This window comes from Xanthomonas vasicola pv. musacearum NCPPB 4379 (assembly GCF_000277895.2).
Taxonomy (GTDB): Bacteria; Pseudomonadota; Gammaproteobacteria; order Xanthomonadales; family Xanthomonadaceae; genus Xanthomonas; species Xanthomonas vasicola.
The window spans coordinates 237,539-259,360 of sequence record NZ_CP034655.1 but is presented as its reverse complement, the minus strand read 5'-3'; the positions used below and the strand labels follow the sequence as shown (position 1 = coordinate 259,360).

General features: G+C 63.3%; 12 protein-coding genes and 4 pseudogenes. 9 read left to right on the top strand and 7 right to left on the bottom strand.

Annotation, left to right across the window (positions count from 1 at the left end; translation table 11 throughout):
- The first annotated feature begins 51 nt into the window (after window positions 1-51).
- The 3 genes and pseudogenes from KWO_RS01120 (at window position 52) to KWO_RS23330 (ending at window position 3,779) form a co-directional block, all read left to right on the top strand.
- Window positions 52-2,079, top strand: coding sequence for an acetyl/propionyl/methylcrotonyl-CoA carboxylase subunit alpha (locus tag KWO_RS01120; protein ID WP_010379879.1), 2,028 nt, complete (start codon window positions 52-54; stop codon window positions 2,077-2,079).
- Window positions 2,080-2,177: 98 nt separating this feature from the next.
- Window positions 2,178-3,220, top strand: a pseudogene (locus tag KWO_RS01115) (alpha/beta hydrolase family protein); the annotation flags it as partial.
- A 274-nt stretch (window positions 3,221-3,494) separates the two neighbouring features.
- The gene (locus KWO_RS23330) at window positions 3,495-3,779 is read left to right on the top strand and encodes an NHLP-related RiPP peptide (RefSeq protein WP_309546592.1); all 285 of its coding nucleotides are present in this window, start codon (window positions 3,495-3,497) and stop codon (window positions 3,777-3,779) included.
- Here KWO_RS23330 and KWO_RS01100 read toward each other — a convergent pair.
- The 4 genes from KWO_RS01100 to aceB all read right to left on the bottom strand — a co-directional run bounded on the left by KWO_RS01100 (window position 3,769) and on the right by aceB (window position 10,874).
- A complete protein-coding gene (locus KWO_RS01100; protein WP_010379876.1) occupies window positions 3,769-6,429 on the bottom strand; it encodes a putative peptide modification system cyclase in 2,661 nt (886 codons plus the stop codon). The genes KWO_RS23330 and KWO_RS01100 overlap by 11 nt on opposite strands.
- Window positions 6,426-7,496: a GGDEF domain-containing protein gene (locus tag KWO_RS01095; RefSeq protein WP_010379875.1), complete on the bottom strand. Its 1,071-nt coding sequence runs from the start codon at window positions 7,494-7,496 to the stop codon at window positions 6,426-6,428. The genes KWO_RS01100 and KWO_RS01095 overlap by 4 nt, the downstream gene beginning before the upstream one ends.
- A gap of 294 nt (window positions 7,497-7,790) precedes the next feature.
- Entirely contained in the window at window positions 7,791-9,086 is a 1,296-nt protein-coding gene (gene aceA / locus KWO_RS01090) for an isocitrate lyase (RefSeq protein WP_010379874.1), read from the bottom strand.
- A gap of 171 nt (window positions 9,087-9,257) precedes the next feature.
- Window positions 9,258-10,874, bottom strand: coding sequence for a malate synthase A (gene aceB, locus KWO_RS01085; protein WP_017112729.1), 1,617 nt, complete (start codon window positions 10,872-10,874; stop codon window positions 9,258-9,260).
- 118 nt (window positions 10,875-10,992) lie between these two features.
- On the opposite strand from aceB, the pseudogene KWO_RS01080 reads away from it, so the two are divergent.
- The 4 genes and pseudogenes from KWO_RS01080 (at window position 10,993) to KWO_RS01065 (ending at window position 14,852) form a co-directional block, all read left to right on the top strand.
- Window positions 10,993-11,949 (top strand): annotated as a pseudogene (locus KWO_RS01080) (LysR family transcriptional regulator).
- Between the two features lie 346 nt (window positions 11,950-12,295).
- Window positions 12,296-13,555: a cation:proton antiporter gene (locus KWO_RS01075; RefSeq protein ID WP_010379870.1), complete on the top strand. Its 1,260-nt coding sequence runs from the start codon at window positions 12,296-12,298 to the stop codon at window positions 13,553-13,555.
- A gap of 154 nt (window positions 13,556-13,709) precedes the next feature.
- Window positions 13,710-14,433 (top strand): annotated as a pseudogene (locus tag KWO_RS22805) (helix-turn-helix domain-containing protein); the annotation flags it as partial.
- A 71-nt stretch (window positions 14,434-14,504) separates the two neighbouring features.
- Window positions 14,505-14,852, top strand: coding sequence for a glyoxalase/bleomycin resistance/extradiol dioxygenase family protein (locus KWO_RS01065; RefSeq protein WP_010370501.1), 348 nt, complete (start codon window positions 14,505-14,507; stop codon window positions 14,850-14,852).
- Between the two features lie 104 nt (window positions 14,853-14,956).
- Here KWO_RS01065 and KWO_RS01060 read toward each other — a convergent pair whose 3' ends face one another.
- Window positions 14,957-15,589, bottom strand: a complete 633-nt coding sequence (locus KWO_RS01060; RefSeq protein WP_010370504.1) for a TetR/AcrR family transcriptional regulator — start codon at window positions 15,587-15,589, stop codon at window positions 14,957-14,959.
- Between the two features lie 9 nt (window positions 15,590-15,598).
- Window positions 15,599-15,850 (bottom strand): annotated as a pseudogene (locus tag KWO_RS23485) (hypothetical protein).
- Between KWO_RS23485 and KWO_RS01055 the strand changes: the two are divergent.
- Window positions 15,824-16,876: an MBL fold metallo-hydrolase gene (locus tag KWO_RS01055; RefSeq protein WP_017112725.1), complete on the top strand. Its 1,053-nt coding sequence runs from the start codon at window positions 15,824-15,826 to the stop codon at window positions 16,874-16,876. The pseudogene KWO_RS23485 and the gene KWO_RS01055 sit on opposite strands and share 27 nt — an antisense overlap.
- 398 nt (window positions 16,877-17,274) lie before the next feature.
- Window positions 17,275-19,434, top strand: a complete 2,160-nt coding sequence (gene xopN / locus KWO_RS01050) for a type III secretion system effector XopN (protein ID WP_010379867.1) — start codon at window positions 17,275-17,277, stop codon at window positions 19,432-19,434.
- A 156-nt stretch (window positions 19,435-19,590) separates the two neighbouring features.
- Here xopN and dcp read toward each other — a convergent pair whose 3' ends face one another.
- The gene (gene dcp, locus KWO_RS01045) at window positions 19,591-21,759 is read right to left on the bottom strand and encodes a peptidyl-dipeptidase Dcp (RefSeq protein ID WP_010379866.1); all 2,169 of its coding nucleotides are present in this window, start codon (window positions 21,757-21,759) and stop codon (window positions 19,591-19,593) included.
- Window positions 21,760-21,822 lie beyond the last annotated feature (63 nt).

The following is a 21,822-nucleotide window of genomic DNA, read 5'->3' as shown; positions in this document are numbered from 1 at the left end:
TTTTCTTCGTAAGACGACCCGCCGCTACGGCGACGTGCAGAGACTGATCCGATGACCCAGCGCGACCCTATCGCCGCAGCAACGCAAGCGCCCTTCGACAAGATCCTGATTGCCAATCGCGGTGAGATCGCCTGCCGGGTGATTGCCACCTGCCGCAGCCTCGGCATTGCGACGGTGGCCGTGTATTCGGATGCGGACCGCAATGCACGGCATGTGCGTCTGGCCGATGAAGCGGTCCATATCGGTGCCTCGCCGGCGCAGCAAAGTTATCTGCGTGGCGAAGCGATTCTGGAAGCGGCGCGCGCAACCGGTGCGCAGGCGATCCATCCCGGTTATGGGTTCTTGTCGGAAAACGCAGCATTTGCCGAAGCCTGTGCGCATGCTGGCATCGTCTTCATCGGCCCGCCGGCAGCGGCGATTCGCGCGATGGGCGACAAGAGCGCCGCCAAGGCGCTGATGCAGCGCGCTGGTGTGCCGCTGACGCCGGGTTACCATGGCGATGAGCAGGCGCCGGCATTCTTGCGTGCGCAAGCCGACGCAATCGGCTACCCGGTATTGATCAAGGCCAGCGCCGGTGGCGGCGGCAAGGGCATGCGCCGGGTGGATGCCAGCGCAGCGTTCGAAGAGGCGTTGGCCAGCTGTCAGCGCGAAGCGCAGTCGGCATTCGGCAATGCGCACGTGCTGGTGGAAAAATATGTCGAGCGGCCGCGGCATATCGAAATCCAGGTGTTCGGCGATACGCATGGCGAGGTGGTGTACCTGTTCGAGCGCGACTGCTCGGTGCAGCGCCGCCACCAGAAAGTACTGGAAGAAGCACCTGCGCCCGGCATGAGCGAGGCGCGACGCGCGGCGATGGGCAAAGCGGCCGTAGACGCTGCGCAAGCGGTGGGTTATGTCGGTGCGGGCACGGTGGAATTCATCGCCGGCCCGGACGGCGACTTTTATTTCATGGAAATGAACACCCGGCTGCAGGTGGAGCACCCGGTGACCGAGTTGATCACCGGTACCGATCTGGTCGAGTGGCAATTGCGCGTTGCCGCTGGCGCGCGGCTGCCGCGTCGGCAGCACGAGTTACGCATCAACGGGCATGCGCTGGAGGCACGCCTGTACGCCGAAGATGCCGAGCGCGGTTTTCTGCCGTCCACCGGAACGCTGCGCCAGCTGCAGTTGCCCGCCGCCAGCGCGCATGTGCGCATCGATGCCGGCGTGGAGCAAAGCGACACCATCAGCCCCTACTACGACCCGATGATCGCAAAGCTGATCGTCTGGGATGCCGATCGCCCCGCTGCGCTGGCACGCATGCGCGCGGCGTTGGCGCAGTTCCATGCGGTGGGCGTCACTACCAACAGTGCATTTCTGTCGCGCCTGATTGCGACCGAATCTTTCGCATCGGCGAATCTGGACACCGCGCTGATCGAGCGCGAGCACGCCGTGCTATTTCCAGAGGCGCGCAGCCCAGACAGCGCATGGTGGTGCCTGGCGGCGGTGTTGATCGCCGATGCGTTGCCGGCTGCTGCTGTTGATCCGGCCGACCCGCACTCGCCGTGGCAGCGCAGCGATGGTTGGCGCATCGGTGCGCATGCAGCGCAGCGCGTGATTCTTGAAACAAATGGCGAACACCGCCAACTCGATGTGTGCCGAGATGCCGACGGCTGGCAAGTCACCTGCGCGGGGGAAACGCACATCTTGCGCTACCACTCGCACGACACTGGCTTGCGGGTGGAGATGGACGGCCGGCAATGGCGTGCGCAGGCATTGCGCGATGGCAGCCTGCTGACCCTGATCGGCGCCGCGCAGCGGGCAACCTTCCAGTACCACGATGCGCTGATGGAAGCAGATCAACCGGCGCAGGACGCTGGCGGGCTGACCGCACCGATGCCCGGCCGCATCGTCTCGCTGGCCGCAGCGGTGGGCCAGCCGGTCACCCGCGGGCAGGCGCTGGTGGTGCTGGAAGCCATGAAGATGGAGCACACCCTGCACGCGCCCAGCGACGGCACCGTCAAAGCATACCTGGTGGCCGAAGGCGATCTGGTGGCCGACGGTGCAGCGCTGGTGGAATTCGTGTCTGCATCTGCGTAACGACGCATGGCTGCGTGACAACGGCACGTTCGCCTGTACGCGTGCTGCCGCTAGCGTGGCACATCGGCCGGCTTGGCCGCAGTGCCACCGGAGGCCTCATGCAACGCCTGCTTCTTGTTTCCGGCATGGTGCTCGCGCTGTCTGCCTGCAGCGACAAAACCGCGCCCGCATCCGAAAAAGTTGCAACGCCTACCCCAGCGACGGCAGCACCTGCGGCGCCTCCCGAACTGATCACCCGTGATGCACTGTTCGGCAACCCCGAGCGTGCCAATGTCAGCATCAGCCCGGACGGCAGGTACCTCAGCTGGGTCGCGCCGGTGGATGCGCCCGATCAGGCGCGTGCGATCAACAAGGACACTGCGCGCGGCATTCGCAATTACTTGTGGACCTATCAAGCCAATACCTTGCTGTCTCTGCGCGACAACGGTGGCGATGAAGATTCCGCCTGTTTTCAATCAATCTGGCTGATGGCAGCAGCAAGGATCTCACTCCGTTCAACAAGACCAATGCCGAGGTATATCGGGTCAGCGCACAGCACCTCGAATCGATCATGGTCGGCATGAACGACCGTGATGCCAAGTGGCATGATTTGTATCGCGTGGACCTGGCTTCCGGCACGCGTTGGTTATTCCGCGGCCGAAACGCCGCTCACCTACTACCGCTACGATCGCGCCGATGGCGGCAAGCTGACCAAGCTGTTCTCCGCACGGCCCGCACTGGAGGCAAACCGCTGGTGTCGATGTGGCCGCAGGAACTGACCGCACGCGATGGACTCAAGCTGGTCAGCTACCTCACCCTGCCCGCCGAAACCGACGCCAAGCACGATGGCAAGGCGGAAAAGCCGGTGCCGCTGGTGTTGTACGTGCATAGCGGCCCGTGGGCACGCGACAGCTACGGCTGTGGCCCGTACGAGCAATGGTTGGCCAACCGCGGCTATGCGGTGTTGTCGGTGAACTTTCGTGGCTCCACCGGCTCCGGCAAGGCCTTTACCAACGCCGGCAACGGCGAGTGGGCCGGCAAGATGCACGACGACCTGCTCGACGCAGTGCAATGGGCGGTCAAACGAGGTGTTACCAAACCCGACGACGTCGCCATCATGGGCAGCTACGGCGGTTACGCCACGCTGGTCGGCATGCCCTTTATCACGCTCGTGCGCTGCGACTTCCACTCCGCATCAAGGTGGGGCGCGAGCGCAAGCCAACGGGTACGGCGACGCAGACCATCACCACCGGCAAGCAAGTGCGCAAGATCAAACGTCGCATCGTCGCGAAGCTCGAAGAACAGCGTGGCACAGCGACGAATCTGCATAGACATCTCACGGACACATGCGCATGATCGATATTGTCTCAGTTATCCCAACACACCATGCATCTGCCCTCACTCTGCGCACAAGACGATGACTGACTCGGCCCACAATGCACACCGTCCGTTCGATGCATCCACCGCCGACAGGCTGTTGGAGCTGCTGTCCAACAACGATGATTTTCGCGATTGCTTCCAATCCAACCCAGCGCACAATCCAACCCAGCGCAGGCGCTTGCGCAGATCGGGTTGCCGGTACGAGTGCCGACAAAAGCGTGCCAAGTGCAGGAGAGCACTATTACTGCATGACCACCAATCAGCTCGCGTCCAAGCAGGACATTGCGCTGGCGCGTGCCGAGTTACAGAGCTATCTGACCGAAAAACCAATCACACCGTGATCTTCGCTTTCGATTCCGAAAGTATCCGCTCCACCCTGCTGCGCAAGTAAGCAGGCAGACGCGATGCAGGCCAGGCGCGCACGAAGGCCTGCGCCTGCTCGCGGGCCTCCCGGGTATTGCCCAGCGCATACAGCGACTCGGCGGTCCATAGCTGGGCTAACCGCGTATGCGCCACATTGAGCGGCTGCAGCGTCTGCGAGGCATTCGCCTCGATGTAGGCACGCCCGCGCTGAAGAGAAAGCCAGCGTGCTTGTTGCAGTGCCTCCGCATGCCGTCCGCTGTCATGCAACAACGTGTACAAGGTCACGCGCGTCTGCAACAGATCGTCAGGACTGGTAGGCAGACGGACAATCGCTGCTGCGCGGTCCCCTGACAGCGCCAGATGCTGGGCTTCGACGATCGCGCGTAATTCTGCAAGCACAGGTGTTTCGTATGCGAGCGCAGGCTTGATCGCCGAAAGCGCACGTGCAGTGAACTGATCGTCGCCATTGCGCTGAGCCTGGCTGACCAGAGCCAGCACCATCGCAGCGTCATCCTGCAGGTTTGGCTCGGCAGTGCCATCGGTCTTTATTGCGGCCACCAGCTCATCAAACGCCGAACTCATCATCGGGCCCACAGGTGCCGTTTCACCGCTGATGGCGGCAGTGGTTGCCCCAATCACCAGGAACTGTCGATAACTGAAATTATCGGTGTGCTTGCTGCGTTCCAGAGCCTGTGCCATCGCAGCATTCGCATCCGCCCAATTGGCTTGATCCAGAGCGATACTGGTGCGGTCGATCAGCGGCACCACATCATCATTGGCGTAGCCGTTCTCTACGATCTGGTCGAGGGCTCGCTGTGCATCGACATAGCGACCCAACACTGCCAAGGCATCTGCTTTGCGGCGCAGCGGACCTGCCCGATCGCCGTCGCCCGAGTTTTCGAAGCGCTGCAACGCGGCATCGACCTTCCCCTGTGCCAGCAGGATGCGCCCGACCCGATCGGACGCAATGGAACGCAGCGGATCCTGTACAACGTCGGCGGCCTGCGCATATGGCAGAGCGTCCGCAAAGCGGTTGGCGACAAACAAATGCCAAGATGTGTTGGCGGCGCCGGCGAAATTGTCCGGGTACAGCGACGCCAAGCTTCTCCACAGTGGCAATGCGGCGCTCACCGCCCGCAATTCGGCGATCCAGGCATCTAGATAGAGCTGATCACGCGCCGGCAAGCGCTGCCGGAACCGCACCGCGTTGTCCAGGTACGGAAGCGCGCCGTTGCGGTCGGATACCGCAACCTTGATGCGCGCAGCGCCCAGGTAAGCCAACGCAAACGTCGGGTCGATCCCAACCGCGCGATCGAACAACTCCAAACCCTCGCGCCAACGCCCTTTTGCAGTGGCTTCCATGCCGAGAGCATACGCACGCAACGCGTCCAGGCTCGATGTTGTGACCGCCGGTAATGGCACCGAACTCTTGTCGACCGACGCAACCATCTCGCCCAAGCCCTGCCGGAGCTTACGGGTGACTTGATCGACCGAAGACAGCGCAGACGGCAGGCCGTCGCCTTGTACAAACTCCGAATACACGGTTGTTTGCGTACGCGGATCCACTAGCTCCACGCTGAAACGTAGCTTCCCGCCAACTTCAGCCACCGTCGGCAGAAGAACTGCGCGGGCGCCATCGCGCAGCGCCACCTCCGAGGCCACGCTGCGATCGAGAACGATCGTGTTGGGATCACGCTTCATTCGCGCGACGGTGTCGCGCACCTTCATGTCGCTCAGGACATTGACGTACCGCGATTGCTCAAGGCTGATGCGTAGCGCCTGTTCCAGCGCGCCGTCCAGCACTGTATTCCCAGTGAGATTTCGTACATCGCCGACGACCACCCAATCACGATTGGCAAATGCAATCGCAGGCTGCGGTCGAATGAAAAACCACACGGCACCTCCTACCGCCAGTATCACCCCCACCTCAGCCACCAACGCTGCCGGCCGGCGCCACAGCGGCACGTCGCGCCAGGCTTTTGCCGAGTTTTTCGGCATACGCAGTGGGGCCAGCCCGACTTCGCCGACTTCGTAGATCTCCATCGCGGTGGGAATGCCCTTGAGGCGCCAGCGCCCGTGCGATTTCCATAACAAGCGGTCGGCGCGGTCGGCGAGTTCGCGTGCGGCACGGTGAGTCAACGATTCGGCCACCGCCGAGACCAGGATCTGCCCGGGCCGTGCCATCGACATCAGGCGTGCAGCGGTGGGCTTGGCCAGCCCTTCGACTTCCAGCGGTTTGGCGCCGATGCTGACCGCCTCCTCGCTGTTGCGCCAGGTCAGCACTTCGCCGACATGCAGGCCCTGGCGGGCGCATAACGTGAGCGTGTGGGCATCGCCCATCGTCTTGAGCCCGCGCGCGTAATCCAGCGCGAAGCCCAGGCCGTCGATGGGGCGATCGAACAACAACAACAGCCCGTCGGAACGATCAATCAGACGGCCGCGCCAGTGTTGCTGCAGCTTGACCACGAGACGGTCGTGCTCACGGAACAGTGCGGCAGCGGCATTGTCGCCAATCCGTTCGACCAATGCGGTCGAATCGCAGAGATCGGTCAACAGCAGGGTGCGCAGACGCGGCGCCTGGATCGCTTCCGACGACGCGTCCTTGCGTGCGTGGGTGCGGGTGCTCATCGCTCAGCGATGACCGGAGGCGAGGCAGGCCGCTGATCCAGAGCCAGCGTCTCCTGCATGCACAGCACATTGCCGCCCTGCCGCTTGGCCTCGTACAAGGCGCGATCGGCGAGCGTGTACCAGTCATTCCAGGCCGCGCCGGCATCCATCATGCACAGACCTACGCTGACCGAGCAGCCCTGCTCACTCTGGCCATTACCCAAACGCGCTTCCACCGCACGCACGATGCATTCGCCGATGTGGTGCACCATTTCGCTGGTGCCCTGCGCGACGATCACGCAGAACTCGTCGCCGCCGAGACGGCAGGCGAGATCGCCTTCGGCGATCACCGAACGCAAGGCATGCGCCACGTTCTGCAGCACGCGGTCACCTGCCAGATGGCCAAACTCGTCATTGATGCGCTTGAAGCGGTCGCAATCGATCAGGATCAGGCCAACGCCCGGCACCTGGCCGGCGCGCCGACATTCCTGCAGGTGCAACGCCAGCCCACGTCGATTGTGCAAGCCGGTGAGCTCGTCGGTACGGCTCAGTTCTTCCGTGTGGTTGAGCTGGTGCGAGGTGACGTAGAGATTGTCCAGCGCCGCTTCCAGATCGTGATTACGGCGACGCAGCTGGCGGATCAACAGCTGTTCGTTGTTGACCACCCGCACGATGGAGCGGCGCAGGAAGTGCGCCACCATCGAGGGGTCGCGGTCCACCAGGCGCTGGAAATCGTCGTGTGCCAGCTCGATCAGGCGGCTATCGGTGGAGGCACTGGCGCCGGCACTGCGCGCGTGGTCGCCGATCAGCAGGCCTAGCTCGCCGAAGAATTCCCCGGGGCCCAGGTGCTTGAGCATCAGATCCTCACCGAAATCCAGATCAATCTGGCCGCTGACAACGATGTACATCTGCGTGCCCACTTCACCGCGCTCGAACAGCGACTGGCCCGCGGCCACCTCGCGCGCACGGCCGAACCGGGCGAAAAACGCCAGCTCCTCGGCAGTCATCGACGCATGCAGCCCGTCGGAGAGCGTTTTGGCAACGTTCCCCGTTGGCTCGACTGCGCGTGCGGTGTTCTGGCAAGTCATCGGTTTTTCCTGAGGCTGTCTTGCAACATTAGCCCATGGATAAATCCTACAGGACGTGTTTGTTCAGCACCAATTCACACTCTTTCTCACGGAGAAAGAGACAAATTGACGGGTATCGTGCCCAAAAATGAGGGCTCGGTTTACCGAGCCCTCCCCTTCCCAGGGTGGCGCTAGGTCGCGCCTGTTGCCTGCCGCGTGGTGTGGGCTTCTAGAGACAACAGTGTCACGCGGGCGTTCAGGTGCCGCGACACCGCGGCCAATGCGCACTCTGCCGACGTTGCTGTGTACCAGCGGTCAGGCCGCCTTGTCGTTATGGAATTGCTCTTCTTCGGTGGAACCACGCAAGGCGGTGGTGGACGATTGCCCTTGCTGGATCGCCTGCGTCACTGCATCGAAATAACCTGTGCCCACTTCGCGCTGGTGCTTGACGGCGGTGAATCCCATGTGCGCCGCTTCGAATTCGGCCTGCTGCAATTCGACGAATGCGCTCATCTGGCGACGCGCATAGCCGTGCGCCAGCTGGAACATGCTGTGATTCAACGCATGGAAACCGGCCAGAGTGATGAACTGGAACTTGTAGCCGTAACTCGCCAGTTCGGTCTGGAATTTGGCGATGGTGGCGTCGTCCAGATTCTTCTTCCAGTTGAAGCTGGGCGAGCAGTTGTAGGCCAGCAATTTGCCGGGGAACTTGGCATGGATGGCCTGCGCAAACGCCCGCGCAAATTCCACATCCGGCTTGCCGGTTTCGCACCAGATCAGATCGGCATACGGCGCGTACGCCAAGCCGCGGCTGATCGCCTGGTCCAGGCCATTGCGGGTCTTGAAGAAGCCTTCGACGGTGCGCTTGCCCGTAGTGAAGGGTTGATCGTTGGCATCCACATCGCTGGTGATCAGGTCGGCGGCTTCGGCGTCGGTGCGTGCGATCAGCAGCGTTGGCACGCCCAACACATCGGCGGCCAGGCGCGCGGCATTCAATTTCTCGATCGCCTCACGCGTGGGCACCAGCACCTTGCCGCCCATGTGGCCGCACTTCTTGACCGACGCCAGCTGATCTTCGAAGTGCACACCGGCCGCACCGGCTTCGATCATCGCCTTCATCAGTTCGAAGGCATTGAGTACACCGCCGAAACCAGCTTCGGCATCGGCCACGATGGGCTGCAGGAAGTCGATGTCATCGTTGCCTTCGGCGTGATGCAACTGGTCGGCGCGCAGCAAGGTGTTGTTGATGCGCTTGACCACCGCCGGCACCGAATCGGCCGGGTACAACGATTGGTCCGGATACATCTGCCCGGCCAGATTGGCGTCAGCGGCGACCTGCCAACCGCTCAGGTAAATCGCCTTCAAACCGGCCTTGACCTGCTGCATCGCCTGGTTGCCGGTCAGCGCGCCCAACGCATTGACGAACGGCGTGGCATGCAGCGAGTTCCACAGCTTTTCTGCACCCAAGCGTGCCAGCGAATGCTCGACATGCACGGTGCCGCGCAGGCGCACCACATCGGCGGCGCTGTAATTGCGGGTAATGCCGCTCCAGCGGGGGTTGTTGGCCCAGTCCTGCTGCAGTTGTTCGGCGCTTTGCAGTGTAGTGCTCATCTTGCGTTCTCCTGAGAGGTGCGACGGATGGAACGAGGAAGGAATGGCGGTGATGCCAGGGCATGCGGCATGGCGAGGCCGCCGCTGCGCGTATGTGCGCAGCGGGCGGTGTAATGCGTTGAACTGGAAACTGCGGGACGCCGGCGGCGAGGCATCGCCGCAGCGGTGCGATCAGTCGATCAAGCGGTAGGCCGGTACGGTGAGAAAGTCCGCCAGTTCGTCAGCGCGGCTCAATTCTTCCAACAAGGCGATCGCTTCATTGATGCGCGCAGCGCCGGGCAGTGCGGTGGCGGTTCCCAATCGCGCCGGCAGCGCGTGCAACGTGGCCTGCAACAGGTGCTGATCGATGGCGGTGCCATCGTCCAGATGCTGGCCGTGATGCAACCACTGCCACAGCTGCGCGCGGCTGATTTCGGCAGTGGCAGCGTCTTCCATCAGGTTGTGGATCGGCACGCAGCCATTGCCGTCCAGCCAGGCCGCCAGATAGCCCACGCACACTTCGACGTTGCCTTCGAATCCGGCGCGGGTGACGTTGCCCGGCGACGGGGCGATCAACATGTCGCGCGTCACCTGCACGTCGTTGCGCAGCACATGATGCTGATGCGCGGTGGGCATGTGTTCGTCGAACAGCTTCATCGCCACCGGGATCAGCGCCGGGTGCGCCACCCAGGTGCCATCGTGGCCAGCGGTCACTTCGCGCAGTTTGTCGGCGCGCACGCGGGCCATCGCCTGCTCATTGGCGGCTTCGTCATGATTGATCGGAATCTGCGCGGCCATGCCGCCCATCGCATGCGCGCCACGGCGATGGCAGGTCTTGATCAACAGCTCCGAATACGCCTTCAGGAATGGCTGGGTCATGGTGACCTGGCCGCGTTCGGGCAGCACGCGGTCGCGATGCGCGCGGAAGGTTTTCAGGTAAGAAAAAATATAATCCCAGCGCCCGCAATTCAGCCCGACGATGCGCTCGCGCAGCGCATGCAGAATCTCGTCCATTTCGAATACTGCAGGCAGCGTTTCGATCAGCACGGTGACCTTGATCTGCCCATGCGGCAGGCCCAGCATCGCTTCGATATGCGCCAGCGCAGTGTCCCACAGGGCGGTTTCTTCCATGCTCTGCAGCTTGGATAGATACAGATACGGGCCGTGATCTTTGGCCAGCAGCGCGCGGCCATTGTGGAAGGCGAATAACGCCGCATCGAACAGGCCGCCGGCCAGCGGCTGGCCGTCGATCAGCACGTGCTTTTCGTCCAGGTGCCAGCCACGCGGGCGCACGATCAACACCGCACGTTCGGCTTCCGGGCGCAGGGTGTAGCGCTTGCCATTGGGCGCATCGAAGCTGAGATCGCCGCGCACCGCGGCAGCCAGCGTGCGCTGGCCGGCCAGCAGGTTGCGCCAGGTTGGCGCGGTGGAATCTTCAAAGTCGGCCATGAACACCTTGGCGCCGGAGTTCAGCGCGTTGATAACCATCTTCGGGTCGGTGGGGCCGGTGATTTCGACGCGGCGGTCCTGCAGCGCCGCCGGTAGCGCGGCCACGCGCCAATCGCCGGCGCGAATGGCCTGGGTATCGGCGCGGAAGTCGGGCAGCTGGCCGGCATCGAGTGCGGCCTGACGCTCGCGCCGCTGGGCCAACCGCTGCTGGCGGCCGGGCTCGATTGCCCGATGCAGCGAGACCAGCAAGGCCAACGCGGCGGCAGGCAGAAGCTCTGCCTGGCCGGCAACCTGGGTGGTCAGTGAAATGCCGGGGGTGGCGTGGTCGATGGGACGGGGAGCAAACGCGGTGGCAGTCATGTGGGGGTCCTTGTGCATCCGGACTTGCACCGTGGGCTCTCCGCAACTATTTGACAAAGCAGTTTTACCAATGCTGTAAATAATCTGTACTTATATTTATTCTTGCCGGCATAGACTGATGGCGCCAACCCCCCGCTTTTCATACAAATCTGACCGGCTTAAGCCCCTACGCGCGTTCTGTCAAACGGTGCGGCTGGGTTCTGTCTCACGAGCCGCTGAGGCGCTATACGTCAGTCAGCCGGCGGTGACCCTGCAACTGTAGGCGCTGGAACGCGACCTGGGCGTTGCCCTGTTCGAACGCTCCGGGCGACGCATGGCGCCCAGCCGCGAAGGCCAGTTGCTGTATGAGATGGCGCTGCCGCTGGTGGAAAGCCTGGATGGCCTGGAGGCGAGCTTTCGCGAAAAGGTGCGTGGGCTGGATGCCGGCGAGCTCAACATCGCCGCCAACAGCTCCACCATCTTGTATTTGCTGCCGCGCATCGTCGCCATCTTCCGCGCGCGGCATCCGGATGTGCGGCTGACCCTGCACAACGCCATCAGCGCCGACGGCACCGACCTGTTGCGCGAAGATGCCGTGGATCTGGCGATCGGCTCGATGCTCGATGTGCCGGCCGACCTCAGCTACGCGCCGGTCTACCGTTTCGAGCAATTGCTGATCACCCCACCTGACCATCCGTTGGCCAGCAAGGCGGAAGTATCGCTGCAGGATCTGTCGCCGTATCCGCTGATCCTGCCGCCGCGCCGGCAGGTGACTTACCGTCTGGTCGATTTGATCTTTCAGCAGGCGCGTGTGCCGTACACGGTGGCGCTGGAAGTGGGCGGCTGGGAGGTGATCAAGCAATACGTGGCGATGGGCATGGGCATTTCCATCGTCACTGCGATCTGCGTCACCGAGGCCGATCGCGACAAGCTCGCCACTCGCTCGCTGAAGGATTTTTTCCCCACCCGCAGTTATGGCGTGGTGGTGCGCAAGGGCAAGTATCTGTCGCCGCAGGCGCGCGCGTTTATCGAGCTGATACAGCCGGATCTGTTTACCCCGCGCAGCTATGACGAGAGCGGCGATTCGGAGCGTTGACTCGTGCGATACAGCGAGGTTGCTATCCGCTGGAATCGCGGTAAGGCGACAAAAGCTGATGGCATTCGTCATGCGCATGCGCCGAAGTGACACGCCAGCAAACTGCGCTAAGCGTGTGTGCCATGCAGCAATGCGAGCGAACGCGACAAGGTGCTATTGCCTGCATCGGGCCAGATGAGCGTGACTTCAGGTCGCGCGTTGAGCGCCAACATCCGTGCAATACATCGGCACGCTTAAACTACGCCGCTGCCTGTGTTGCGCCACCGTGCCGTCGGCCCAGGAGAACTGGCCGGTCACCTGCATGACGCGCGAGGCCGAGCCGACTCAACCAATGGAATGCTGAGCAATGAATCCGACCACGTTGTTGCTGGTGCAGTTGGCAGTGATCCTGGGCGCGGCGCGTTTGTGCGGCGCAGTGTTGCAACGGATTGGGCAGCCGCCGGTCATCGGCGAAATGGCGGCCGGGCTGTTGCTTGGTCCGATTGCATTCGGTGCATGGCTACCGGAGTTGCACACGGCCTTATTCGCCGCCAAAAGCCTGCCGCCACTATACGGCCTGGCCACGATGGGCGTGGTGCTTTTCATGTTCGTGGTGGGCGTGGAATTGCGTGCACCGGAAGGTACCAAGGCGCAGGTGCGCGCGTCATTGCTGGTGGGTCTGTCCGGCATCGTGTTGCCGCTGCTGCTCGGGTTGGCAGCAGCGCCCTGGTTGTTCGCGCGCTTCGCACCGCAGGCAGTTGGCTTCTGGCCGTTCGCCTTGTTCATCGCCGCGGCGATGTCGGTCACCGCGTTTCCGGTGCTGGCGCGCATCCTCAAGGACCGCAACATGACACGGACGCCGGCCGGACGCCTGGCACTCGGCGCTGCGATGATCGACGATGCGACGGTATGGATCTTCCTGGCGATCGTGCTCACCTTGACCGGCAACAACGCGCATGGCGGTGTGGCGTTCACTGCCATCGGTGCGTTGCTCTTGATCGCCGGCGTATTCGGTTTGCTCAAGCCTGCGTATGCGCGCCTGCTGCGGCCACGCGCGCACGATGGCCGGTATGCGCCAACCGCGTTGGTGTGGGTGCTGATCGGCCTGCTGGCGTGTGCCGCGCTGGCGGAGTGGATCGGGCTGCATGCGATCTTTGGTGCATTCCTGTTCGGCATCTGCCTGCCGCGCGAGGATCGCCTGTTGGAGCATCTGGCCGGGCGCATCGAGCCGTTAGCGATCACCTTGCTGATGCCGGTGCTATTTGCAGTTGCCGGCCAGGCCACCAGCGCTGGCGTATTCGGCGGCGCCGGCGTGAGTGGATTCGTGTTGGTGATCGGCGTGGCGGTGAGCGGCAAGTTGCTTGGCTGCACACTGGGCGCGCGCCTGAGCGGCCACGATTGGCGCAACAGCCTCAGCGTGGGCTCGCTGATGAATGCACGCGGGTTGATGGAGTTGGTGGTGATCAAGATCGGCCTGGATAGCGGCGTGATCGGGCCGGACCTGTTCACGCTGTTGTTCGGCATGACGCTGGTGACCACGGTGATGGCCTCGCCAATGGTGGCTTGGTTCCAGGGCAAACGGCATGCGGCGGCCGATGCGCTGGGCGCAGGTAACTCACCTCAATGACGAGCGCGCAATGGTGTTGCGAGGCGTCGCTTACTGCCGGATGCCGCACACGCAGCACAGCGGCCGTGGAGTCATCGGCATTGAATCGCGGCACGCCCAACGCTGCGGCGCTGCACCCCGCCGCACCGCACCCACCTCAATACATGGCGAACGCATGCCTGACCCAGCTGAGTCGTGTTATGCCCAAAGCCCGGCGCCGCCTGCGTTACGCACGCAGCTGCAGTGCAGTTGGCACTTTCGCCAAGGCACGGCGGCGACGCAGCCGGTGCTGGTATTGCCCGATGGCAGTGTCGATCTGATCTGGAATGGCACTGAATTATTTGTCGCTGGACCTGATCGCATTGCTAATCCCGCATCGCTTGCAGCAGGCACGACGTTACCGGCGTGCGCTTGGCGACGGGCGCGGCGGCCGGGCTGTTGCAGCAGCCGGTGCATGCCATTGCCAACCAACGCGTGGCGCTGGAATCGCTGTGGGGCGCACAAGGCCGCACGTGGCAGCATCCTCTGGAAGACGGCGCCGACCCACTGCACACCTTGCAGGCGCTCTGCCACAGCGCGCCACACCGCACGACACACAGATGTCCTGGCTGTTCGAGCAACTGGCTACCGGCAAGGCGACACGCCTGAGCGCGTTGACCGATGCGATGGGCATCAGCGAGCGCTCGTTACGGCGTCGCTGCCAGGATGCATTCGGCTACGGCAGCAAGACGCTCGAGCGCGTTCTTGGTCTGCAGCGCTTCCTGCGGATCGTGCGCCGGCATCGCAACCTGACCGACGCCGCGCTGCACGCCGGCTACAGCGATGCGCCGCATCTGGTGCGCGATGCGCGCCAACTCACCGGCCTGAGCCCGCGTGCATTGGTGCAGCAGCACGCACGCTGCGTTGGCCGTTTTCGCCAAGCCAGGCTCGTGCGCCATCTGCATGCTGTGTACCTACTCAGGAGCACGCCATGACCGACGCCACCCAACACTGCATCGACTACCTGGAATGTGCCGTCGCCTCGATTGCGGTTGCCAAAGCCTTTTATGGGCAGGCCGTCGACTGGACATTTCAGGATGACGGACCGGACTACTGCGAGTTCCGCGACGGCCGTCTGAGCGGCGGCTTCTTCCACGGCACAGTGCAACCGGGCGGTGCGCTGGTGGTGCTCGCCTCCGATGATCTGGCACGCAGCCAGGCGCGGATCGAAGCGCCAGATGGTCGGATCACCCAAGCAGTGTTCGCGTTTCCAGGCGGGCGACGTCTTCATTTCACCGATCCGCACGGCTATATCTTGGCGGTGTGGTCGAAGGACTAAGCGCAGCGACCAAAACGACTGCGCTCACCACCATGCCGGTGCGGTGGGTGCCCGGTGCGGCATGTACCACTCGGACACAGCGGCTCTGAGCGCGCCGCCCGCGCTCAGCCGCGCGCGTACAACCCCAAAAACATCGCCACTGCCGATTCGGCCACCTGCGTCTGCTGCTGCGGCGACAGCGGCGGCTGGCCCATGGTGATCTGCGGCCAAAACGCAAAGCCCTTCACCAGCGCCTGCAACTGCTGCGCGGCGAATTCCGGCTCCACCCCTGCCAAGCGGCCGTCGGTCAGTGCGGCGCGCAGCCAGGTGGTGGTGCCCTCTTCTTTGCTGCCCAACTGCGACAACAGTTCGCGCGCGCGCGCCGGCGAATGGATGCCTTCGGCGATGGCCACGCGCGACAGATCGATAAAGGCCGCATCGTCCAGCAGCCGCAACTTCTGTTGCAACAGTTCGATCAGCTGGGTGTGCAGCGGTTGATCGGGCCGATACACCAGGTTCACCGCATCGGCGCTGCGCTGCCACAGCCCACGCAGGATGTGGCCGAACAGCGCGTCCTTGCTCGGGAAATGGTTGTAGACAGTGCGTTTGGACACGCCAGCGGTGGCGGCCACGCGGTCCATGCTGGTCGCCTCGAAGCCGTGCTGCCGAAACTCGGCAATGGCCGCCTCGACAATGGCCTTGCGCTTGCGGTCGGTCATGCGCTGGGGCGCGGCCGGCGAAGGAGATGTGGTCGACATCTGGCGATTTTACACCGGGCAGTTTACTTTCACTAAAATAAAACTACACTGTTTAGTGTAATCACTGCTCGGGTGACGAGCGATTGTCATCCCGGCGCAGCCAGCGCGTAGGAACCTCCCGGTACGGCCCATTCATGCCGATCCTGCCGCCAGCTGTAGTGAGAGTGCTTGCTGCATCGCCGTCGCATGATCGCCCGTACTTCCTACGCTCTCCCACGTTTGGTCGGACTTCCCATGGCTTCCCCACGCCCTTCCCCGTATGCCGATTCGCCGCAGTTTCGTGCTGGCCGCTTCCGTAATGCGCTGCCGCTGCCGACCACCGTCATGACCCTGCGCGAGCAACTCGGCCTGATGTGGGCCATGGTGTTCGGCAAGCCCCGCACCACCGTGCCCTCCGCCCCGTTGCCGGTGCAGCCGCTAACACACGCGCAACTGCTGGCCGCGCCGGATCGCAGCCTGTATCGGCTGGGCCATTCCACGCTGCTGATGAAGCTGGCGGGGGGCCTGTGGCTGACCGACCCGGTGTTTTCCAAACGCGCATCGCCGGTGCCGTTCGTCGGGCCCAAGCGCTTCCATGCCCCGCCGATTGCACTGGACGCGCTGCCGCCGCTGGCCGGGGTGATCCTGTCGCATAACCACTACGACCATCTCGATCGCGCCACCATCCGCGCGCTGGCCGACCGTGTCGGCGTGTTTGTCGCCCCGCTGGGTGTGGGCGACCTGCTGGTGCGCTGGGGCGTGGACCCGGCCAAGGTGCGGCAGCTGGATTGGTGGCAGTCGATCAACGTTGCCGGCCTGCAACTCACCGCCACCCCGTCGCAACATTTTTCCGGCCGCGGACTGTTCGACAACGGGCGTGCGCTGTGGTGTTCCTGGGCGATCCAGGCGGATGACCTGCGCCTATTTTTCAGCGGCGACGGCGGCTACGGCCCGCACTTCACAACCATTGGCGAGCAGCTCGGGCCATTCGATGTGGCATTGATCGAAAACGGCGCCTACGACCAGATGTGGCCGCACGTGCACATGCAGCCGGAGCAGAGCCTGCAGGCATACATGGATATTGGCGGACAGACGCTACTACCGATCCACAACGGCACCTTCGACCTGGCCATGCATGCATGGCAGGAACCGTTGGACCGCATCGTGGCGCTGGCCGACACCGCCGGCGTCGCACTGATCACCCCGCGCATGGGCGAACGGGTGGACCTGAATGCGCCGGGCAATCGCCTGCGCTGGTGGCGACAGGATGCAGCGGCGCAGGCACTGGATGGGTTGACGACCCGGTAACTGGCTGAGGCGTGCCAATGCATTGCCATCACATTTTGATGGCGCACCACGCACGCAGATGGGCGCCCGTTACGCATGACCGCTTCGCCAACCCTGCGGCGCACCTGATTGGGGCTCGCACCAATAGGGGGATTCGGATGCAGCGACGTCAGTTCTGCTGTCGGACAAAGATGGCCCCCGGCAGTTTGATTCAATCCTCGCGCAATGCGGTCCGCCGTTTTGGAGCTTCATCTCTGCAACGGTTGCGTGGCGTGGTTGAACTCGGTGCTTCCGTCGCACCATGGCTTACCACGCCCCCCCACGGACAATACGCCCAGTTCCAGGCTGGTTGGCGATCGCATTACCGGCAGCGGCCATTGACCGATGCCGCCACTGCATCAAGCACCAGGAGAAATCTAATGAGACCTGCTGCATCCGCCACTCCGCTCAATCGCACCGCGCCGGCATCGCCGGCGGGCATCTATGAGATCGAAGAAGAAGCCCCCCCGCAGGCATCGCCCAGCCATTCGCCTACACAGCCCGAGGGCGCATTGACCATGCTCTCGCGCCCCCCGAGCAAGCGCGGAAAGGAGACCGCAAACGTCACTGCGTCCGCCTCGCAGTCGGCCAGCCACTTGCAATCGGTTGAACTGCAGGTTTCGCAGCCTGCAGTCTCGCCGAATCCCGGCAAAGCGTCGTTGGTGCGACTCAAAGAGCAACTGGCTGCCGACAACGTGCGCCCGGTCGAGCCGCAGCTGGCCGCCGAACTCATCAACAAGACCAGGCCGATGAAATTGCCGGACGCCACCGGCCCGCAGGAACGCGCAGCAACACATGCGGATCTGTTGGGCCGCATCCGCGAGACGGATGCGATGGCTTGGTACAGGGCGCAGGGATTGAGCGAAAACGAGGTTTCCAACTTGCGGCGTACCGCATTGCTGTCGGGCATGCCCAACCCCACCGGCAGCTTCCTCAACAATGCAATGCAGTACATCGTCTCGCCCTGGATTAACTACGCAACCCGTCAGCCCTGGGCAGGTGCGGGATTCGGCATTGCGACAGCAGCGATCGCCGCGCCCATGAATGCGGCACAGCAGTCGGCGGTGGTCAGCTTGTGCGAATCCATCCGCGAGCACGGCGGGCACGTCATCGTGCCGGACAAGAAGCAGATCAACGACAAGCATTGGCTACCGGAGCTTGCGAAGGCGCTGGAAAGCCATATCACAGAATTCAGCGGGTGCTGCGACAGGTTCCGCGCACTCAAGGACGCCGCAGACCAGAACCCCACGGCGCAGCCAACAGCCGACCTCATTGCCGCGGCTCATTACTTGCTGCAAGCCGAAACGCGCCTGCATCAGGCCCAGCACGACTTTGTCATGACCCAGGGCGCGCACGAACGGCAATGGTTGGGCAATCGCTGGCAAGCGGTCCCGCGCATTCTGCGTTCGCCATTGGCCGGCACGCTGGGCCTGCTCAGCAAGACCGGCGCAATGCGGGCGTTGTCGCCGACCGCGCAGACCGTCGGCGCCCTGCTGATGACTGCAGCGCAGCACGTGGCTGCCGGCTTCGACGAACAGGCAAAACAGGATTACAACAACAAGCTCAATCTGCTGTACGCCGATGTGTTGACCGACACGGGCAAGGCGAAACTTGCACGTGGTGAGCCAGTGGCGGCAGAGGAGATCGATCAGGGCAAATTGCGCAAACTGATTCAATCGCCTACGCAGGCGCTGGTGAAACGCGTCACCAGCGGACTGGTCGCGATGGAGAAGGCACTCAAGGCGGAACTCGCCGCGCCGCGCTCCCCGCAGGCGACGACAGGCGCCGATGACCTGGATCTGGAAGCGGGCCACGGCGCCGGCCCGGCGAAGGCGCTGAAATTGCTGAGCCAGGATCTGCAAGCCTTGCGCGAGGGCAGGCTGGACGAACTCGATCCGGGCGGCGTCGCAGCAACGCTGCTGCTCGGCGCCGAGAAGTCTGTGGTCTCGGGCCAACTGATCGGCGATATCGTCAAGAAGTACACTTCGCGCGAGTTCTCGGCACAGACCGCCCAACGCGTTGGCCAGATGTTTCATCTAGGCGTACTGGGCAGCGCGGCGTCCTCGGTGATCGGCAAGGCCAGCTCCGCGGCGCAAGGCGGAACGCGCAAGGTGCCGATCACGCAGGCATTGGCAATTTCCGCCCTGTCAGGAGGCATGGCTGCGGTCGGCGCGCTGAATCAGCACACCGCCATCACCGTCAAGAACAACCGCCGCGAGGGCGAGACAGACATCGGATTGAAGCAGCAAGTATTACGCGGCGTCATGGGGGGCGCCAACGAAGCGCTGTCCCAATGGCGGGCAACCAAGGCGAGTCGAGCGATCAATGCGCTGGTGCAACGCAGTGATATTGAAGAGCTGTTGAGTCAAGCCAAAGCGCTCACCCAGCGATCCGGTGCCACGTCATCTGCGACGCATGCCTCACCCGCGCTGACCCTGTCAGAAGCGGTGCAACAGCTGCGTCCAGGCGTGGCGTCCGCATCGCAGTCGCACGAGGTCATCGTGCAGATCGGGGAGGATCGGGCACCGCCGCCGGCGTAATGCGGTACCCGCTGCTGCGATGCATCTACTGCGATGCATCAAAACGACGCGAGCAAACGGGATGGCACGTGGCCATCCCGTCTCGATTGCTCACCGCACTGGCGAGGCATGCATGCATGCCTTCGCATGCAACCACCACCTACGCGCGCACATCGCTTACTCGGTCAACCCACGGTTTTCCAGCAGCGCCTTGACGCTGGGATCCTTGCCGCGGAAGTCGCGGTACAGCGTGGCCAAGTCGACGGTGTTGCCGCGCGAGAGGATCTTGGCGCGGAAGGTGTCGCCGTTCTTGCGGGTCAGGCCACCGTTTTCCTTGAACCACTCAAACGCGTCATCGTCGAGCACTTCCGACCAGAAGTACGCGTAGTACCCGGCCGAATAACCGCCGCCCCAGATGTGGTCGAAATAGCTGCTGCGGTAACGCGGCGGCACTTCGGCCAGATCCACCTTGAAGCGCTTCAAGGCGTCGGCTTCGAACTTGCTCACGTCCTGCAGCGGCGCATCGGCCGGCTGGGTGTGCCAGGCCAGATCCAGCAGCGCCGCCGACAGGTATTCGGTGGTGGCGTAGCCGCTGTTGAATGTCTTGGCCTTCTTGATCTTTTCCACCAACTCGGCCGGCATCGCTGCGCCGGTCTGGTAGTGCTTTGCGTAGTTGGCGAAAACCTTGGGGTCCGACGCCCAGTGCTCGTTGAACTGCGAGGGGAATTCGACGAAGTCGCGCGAGGTGCTGGTGCCGGAGATCGACGGGTACTTCACCTTGGAGAACATGCCGTGCAGCGCATGGCCGAACTCATGGAACAAGGTGGTGACGTCGTCGAAGCTCAGCAACGCCGGCTGGCCGGCTGCCGGCTTGGTGAAGTTGCAGACGTTGTAGACCACCGGCTTGGCACCGGTGAGGCCGTCCTGCTCGACGAATACGTCCATCCAGGCGCCACCGGACTTGCTGTCGCGCTTGAAGTAGTCGGTGTAGAACAACGCCATCGAGGTGCCGTCGGCATCGAACACCTCATACACCTTCATATCAGCGTGATAGGTCGGGATGTCGGTGCGTTCCTTGAACGTGATGCCGTACAGCTGCGTGGCGGCGTAGAACACGCCGTTCTTGAGCACATTGTCCAGTTCGAAGTACGGCTTGATCTGCGCTTCGTCCAGATCGTACTTGGCCTTGCGCACCTGCTCGGCGTAGATGTCCCAATCGGAGGCGGCGAGTTTGAAGCCGCCGTTCTGCGCGTCGATCACCTTCTGAATCTCGGCCGCTTCGCGGCGTGCCTTGGCAGTGGCAGCGGGCACGGTGTCGGTCAGCAGCTTGAGCGCGGCGTCCGGCGTCTTGGCCATCTGGTTGCCCAAGCTGTAAGCGGCGTAGTTGTCGAAGCCAAGCAGCTTGGCTTTTTGCGCGCGCAGCTGCGCCAGACGCTGGATGGTCTGGCGGGTGTCGTTGGCATCGCCCTTTTCCGCGCGCGTTTCAGAGGCCTTCAACACCTCGGCGCGCAGTTCGCGATTCTTCAGCGACGCCAGCACCGGCTGCTGGGTGGTGTTCTGCAAGCTGAGCAGATATTTGCCATCGAGCTTGCGCGCCTTGGCTGCATCGGCCGCGGCGGCGATGTCGCCTTCGCTCAAGCCATCGAGCTTGGCCTTGTCGTCCACCACCACCGCACCAGCGGCCGAGGCGGCGACCAGACGGGTATGGAACTGCGTGGAGAGCGTGGTTTCTTCCACGTTGAGCTTGCGCAGGCTGTCCTTGTCGGCATCGGACAACTGCGCGCAGGCACGTACCAGCTCTTCGTAGTCGCGCTCGACCAGACGCTTCTGCTCCGGGTCCAGATTCAGCGTGTCGCGCTGGTCGTAGATGGTTTTGACGCGTGCGAAGAGTTTGGGATCGAGATTGATCTGGTCCTGATGCGCGGCCAGCTTGGGCGCGATCTCTTCCTGGATCTTCTGGCGTGCGTCGCTGGTATCGGCCTGCACCAGCCCGAAGAAGATGCGCGACACGCGCGTGAGCGTTTCGCCACCGCGCTCCATCGCTTCGATGGTGTTGTCGAAGGTGGGCGCTTCGGGGTTATCGGCAATCTTGTGGATGTCGGCCAGATGCTGGCGCATGCCTTCTTCGAATGCCGGCAGGTAATCGGCATCCTTGATCTTGTCGAACGGCGGCGCCTGGAACGGCAGCGTGCTGGCGGTCAGCAAGGGGTTGGATGCAGCATCTGCGGCCGGGGCCGGGGCGGTTTTCTCGGGCACGGTGGTGGACTCCTGGCCGGACGACTCTTTTCCAGAACAAGCAGCCAGTGCCAGGGTGATGGCAGCGGCCAGAACGACGGTACGCGACATGGCGTGTGATTCCTGAGTGGGTAGTGCAGCCGGCCACGCTAGCGGGTTTTGCGACCGCTGGCA

Bases quoted from the DNA above. Each gene is read 5' to 3' on its own strand.
- KWO_RS01120 (WP_010379879.1), top strand. From the start codon at position 52: ATGACCCAGCGCGACCCTATCGCCGCAGCAACGCAAGCGCCCTTCGAC.
- KWO_RS23330 (WP_309546592.1), top strand. From the start codon at position 3,495: ATGCACACCGTCCGTTCGATGCATCCACCGCCGACAGGCTGTTGGAGC.
- KWO_RS01100 (WP_010379876.1), bottom strand. From the start codon at position 6,429: ATGAGCACCCGCACCCACGCACGCAAGGACGCGTCGTCGGAAGCGATC.
- KWO_RS01095 (WP_010379875.1), bottom strand. From the start codon at position 7,496: ATGACTTGCCAGAACACCGCACGCGCAGTCGAGCCAACGGGGAACGTT.
- aceA (WP_010379874.1), bottom strand. From the start codon at position 9,086: ATGAGCACTACACTGCAAAGCGCCGAACAACTGCAGCAGGACTGGGCC.
- aceB (WP_017112729.1), bottom strand. From the start codon at position 10,874: ATGACTGCCACCGCGTTTGCTCCCCGTCCCATCGACCACGCCACCCCC.
- KWO_RS01075 (WP_010379870.1), top strand. From the start codon at position 12,296: ATGAATCCGACCACGTTGTTGCTGGTGCAGTTGGCAGTGATCCTGGGC.
- KWO_RS01065 (WP_010370501.1), top strand. From the start codon at position 14,505: ATGACCGACGCCACCCAACACTGCATCGACTACCTGGAATGTGCCGTC.
- KWO_RS01060 (WP_010370504.1), bottom strand. From the start codon at position 15,589: ATGTCGACCACATCTCCTTCGCCGGCCGCGCCCCAGCGCATGACCGAC.
- KWO_RS01055 (WP_017112725.1), top strand. From the start codon at position 15,824: ATGGCTTCCCCACGCCCTTCCCCGTATGCCGATTCGCCGCAGTTTCGT.
- xopN (WP_010379867.1), top strand. From the start codon at position 17,275: ATGAGACCTGCTGCATCCGCCACTCCGCTCAATCGCACCGCGCCGGCA.
- dcp (WP_010379866.1), bottom strand. From the start codon at position 21,759: ATGTCGCGTACCGTCGTTCTGGCCGCTGCCATCACCCTGGCACTGGCT.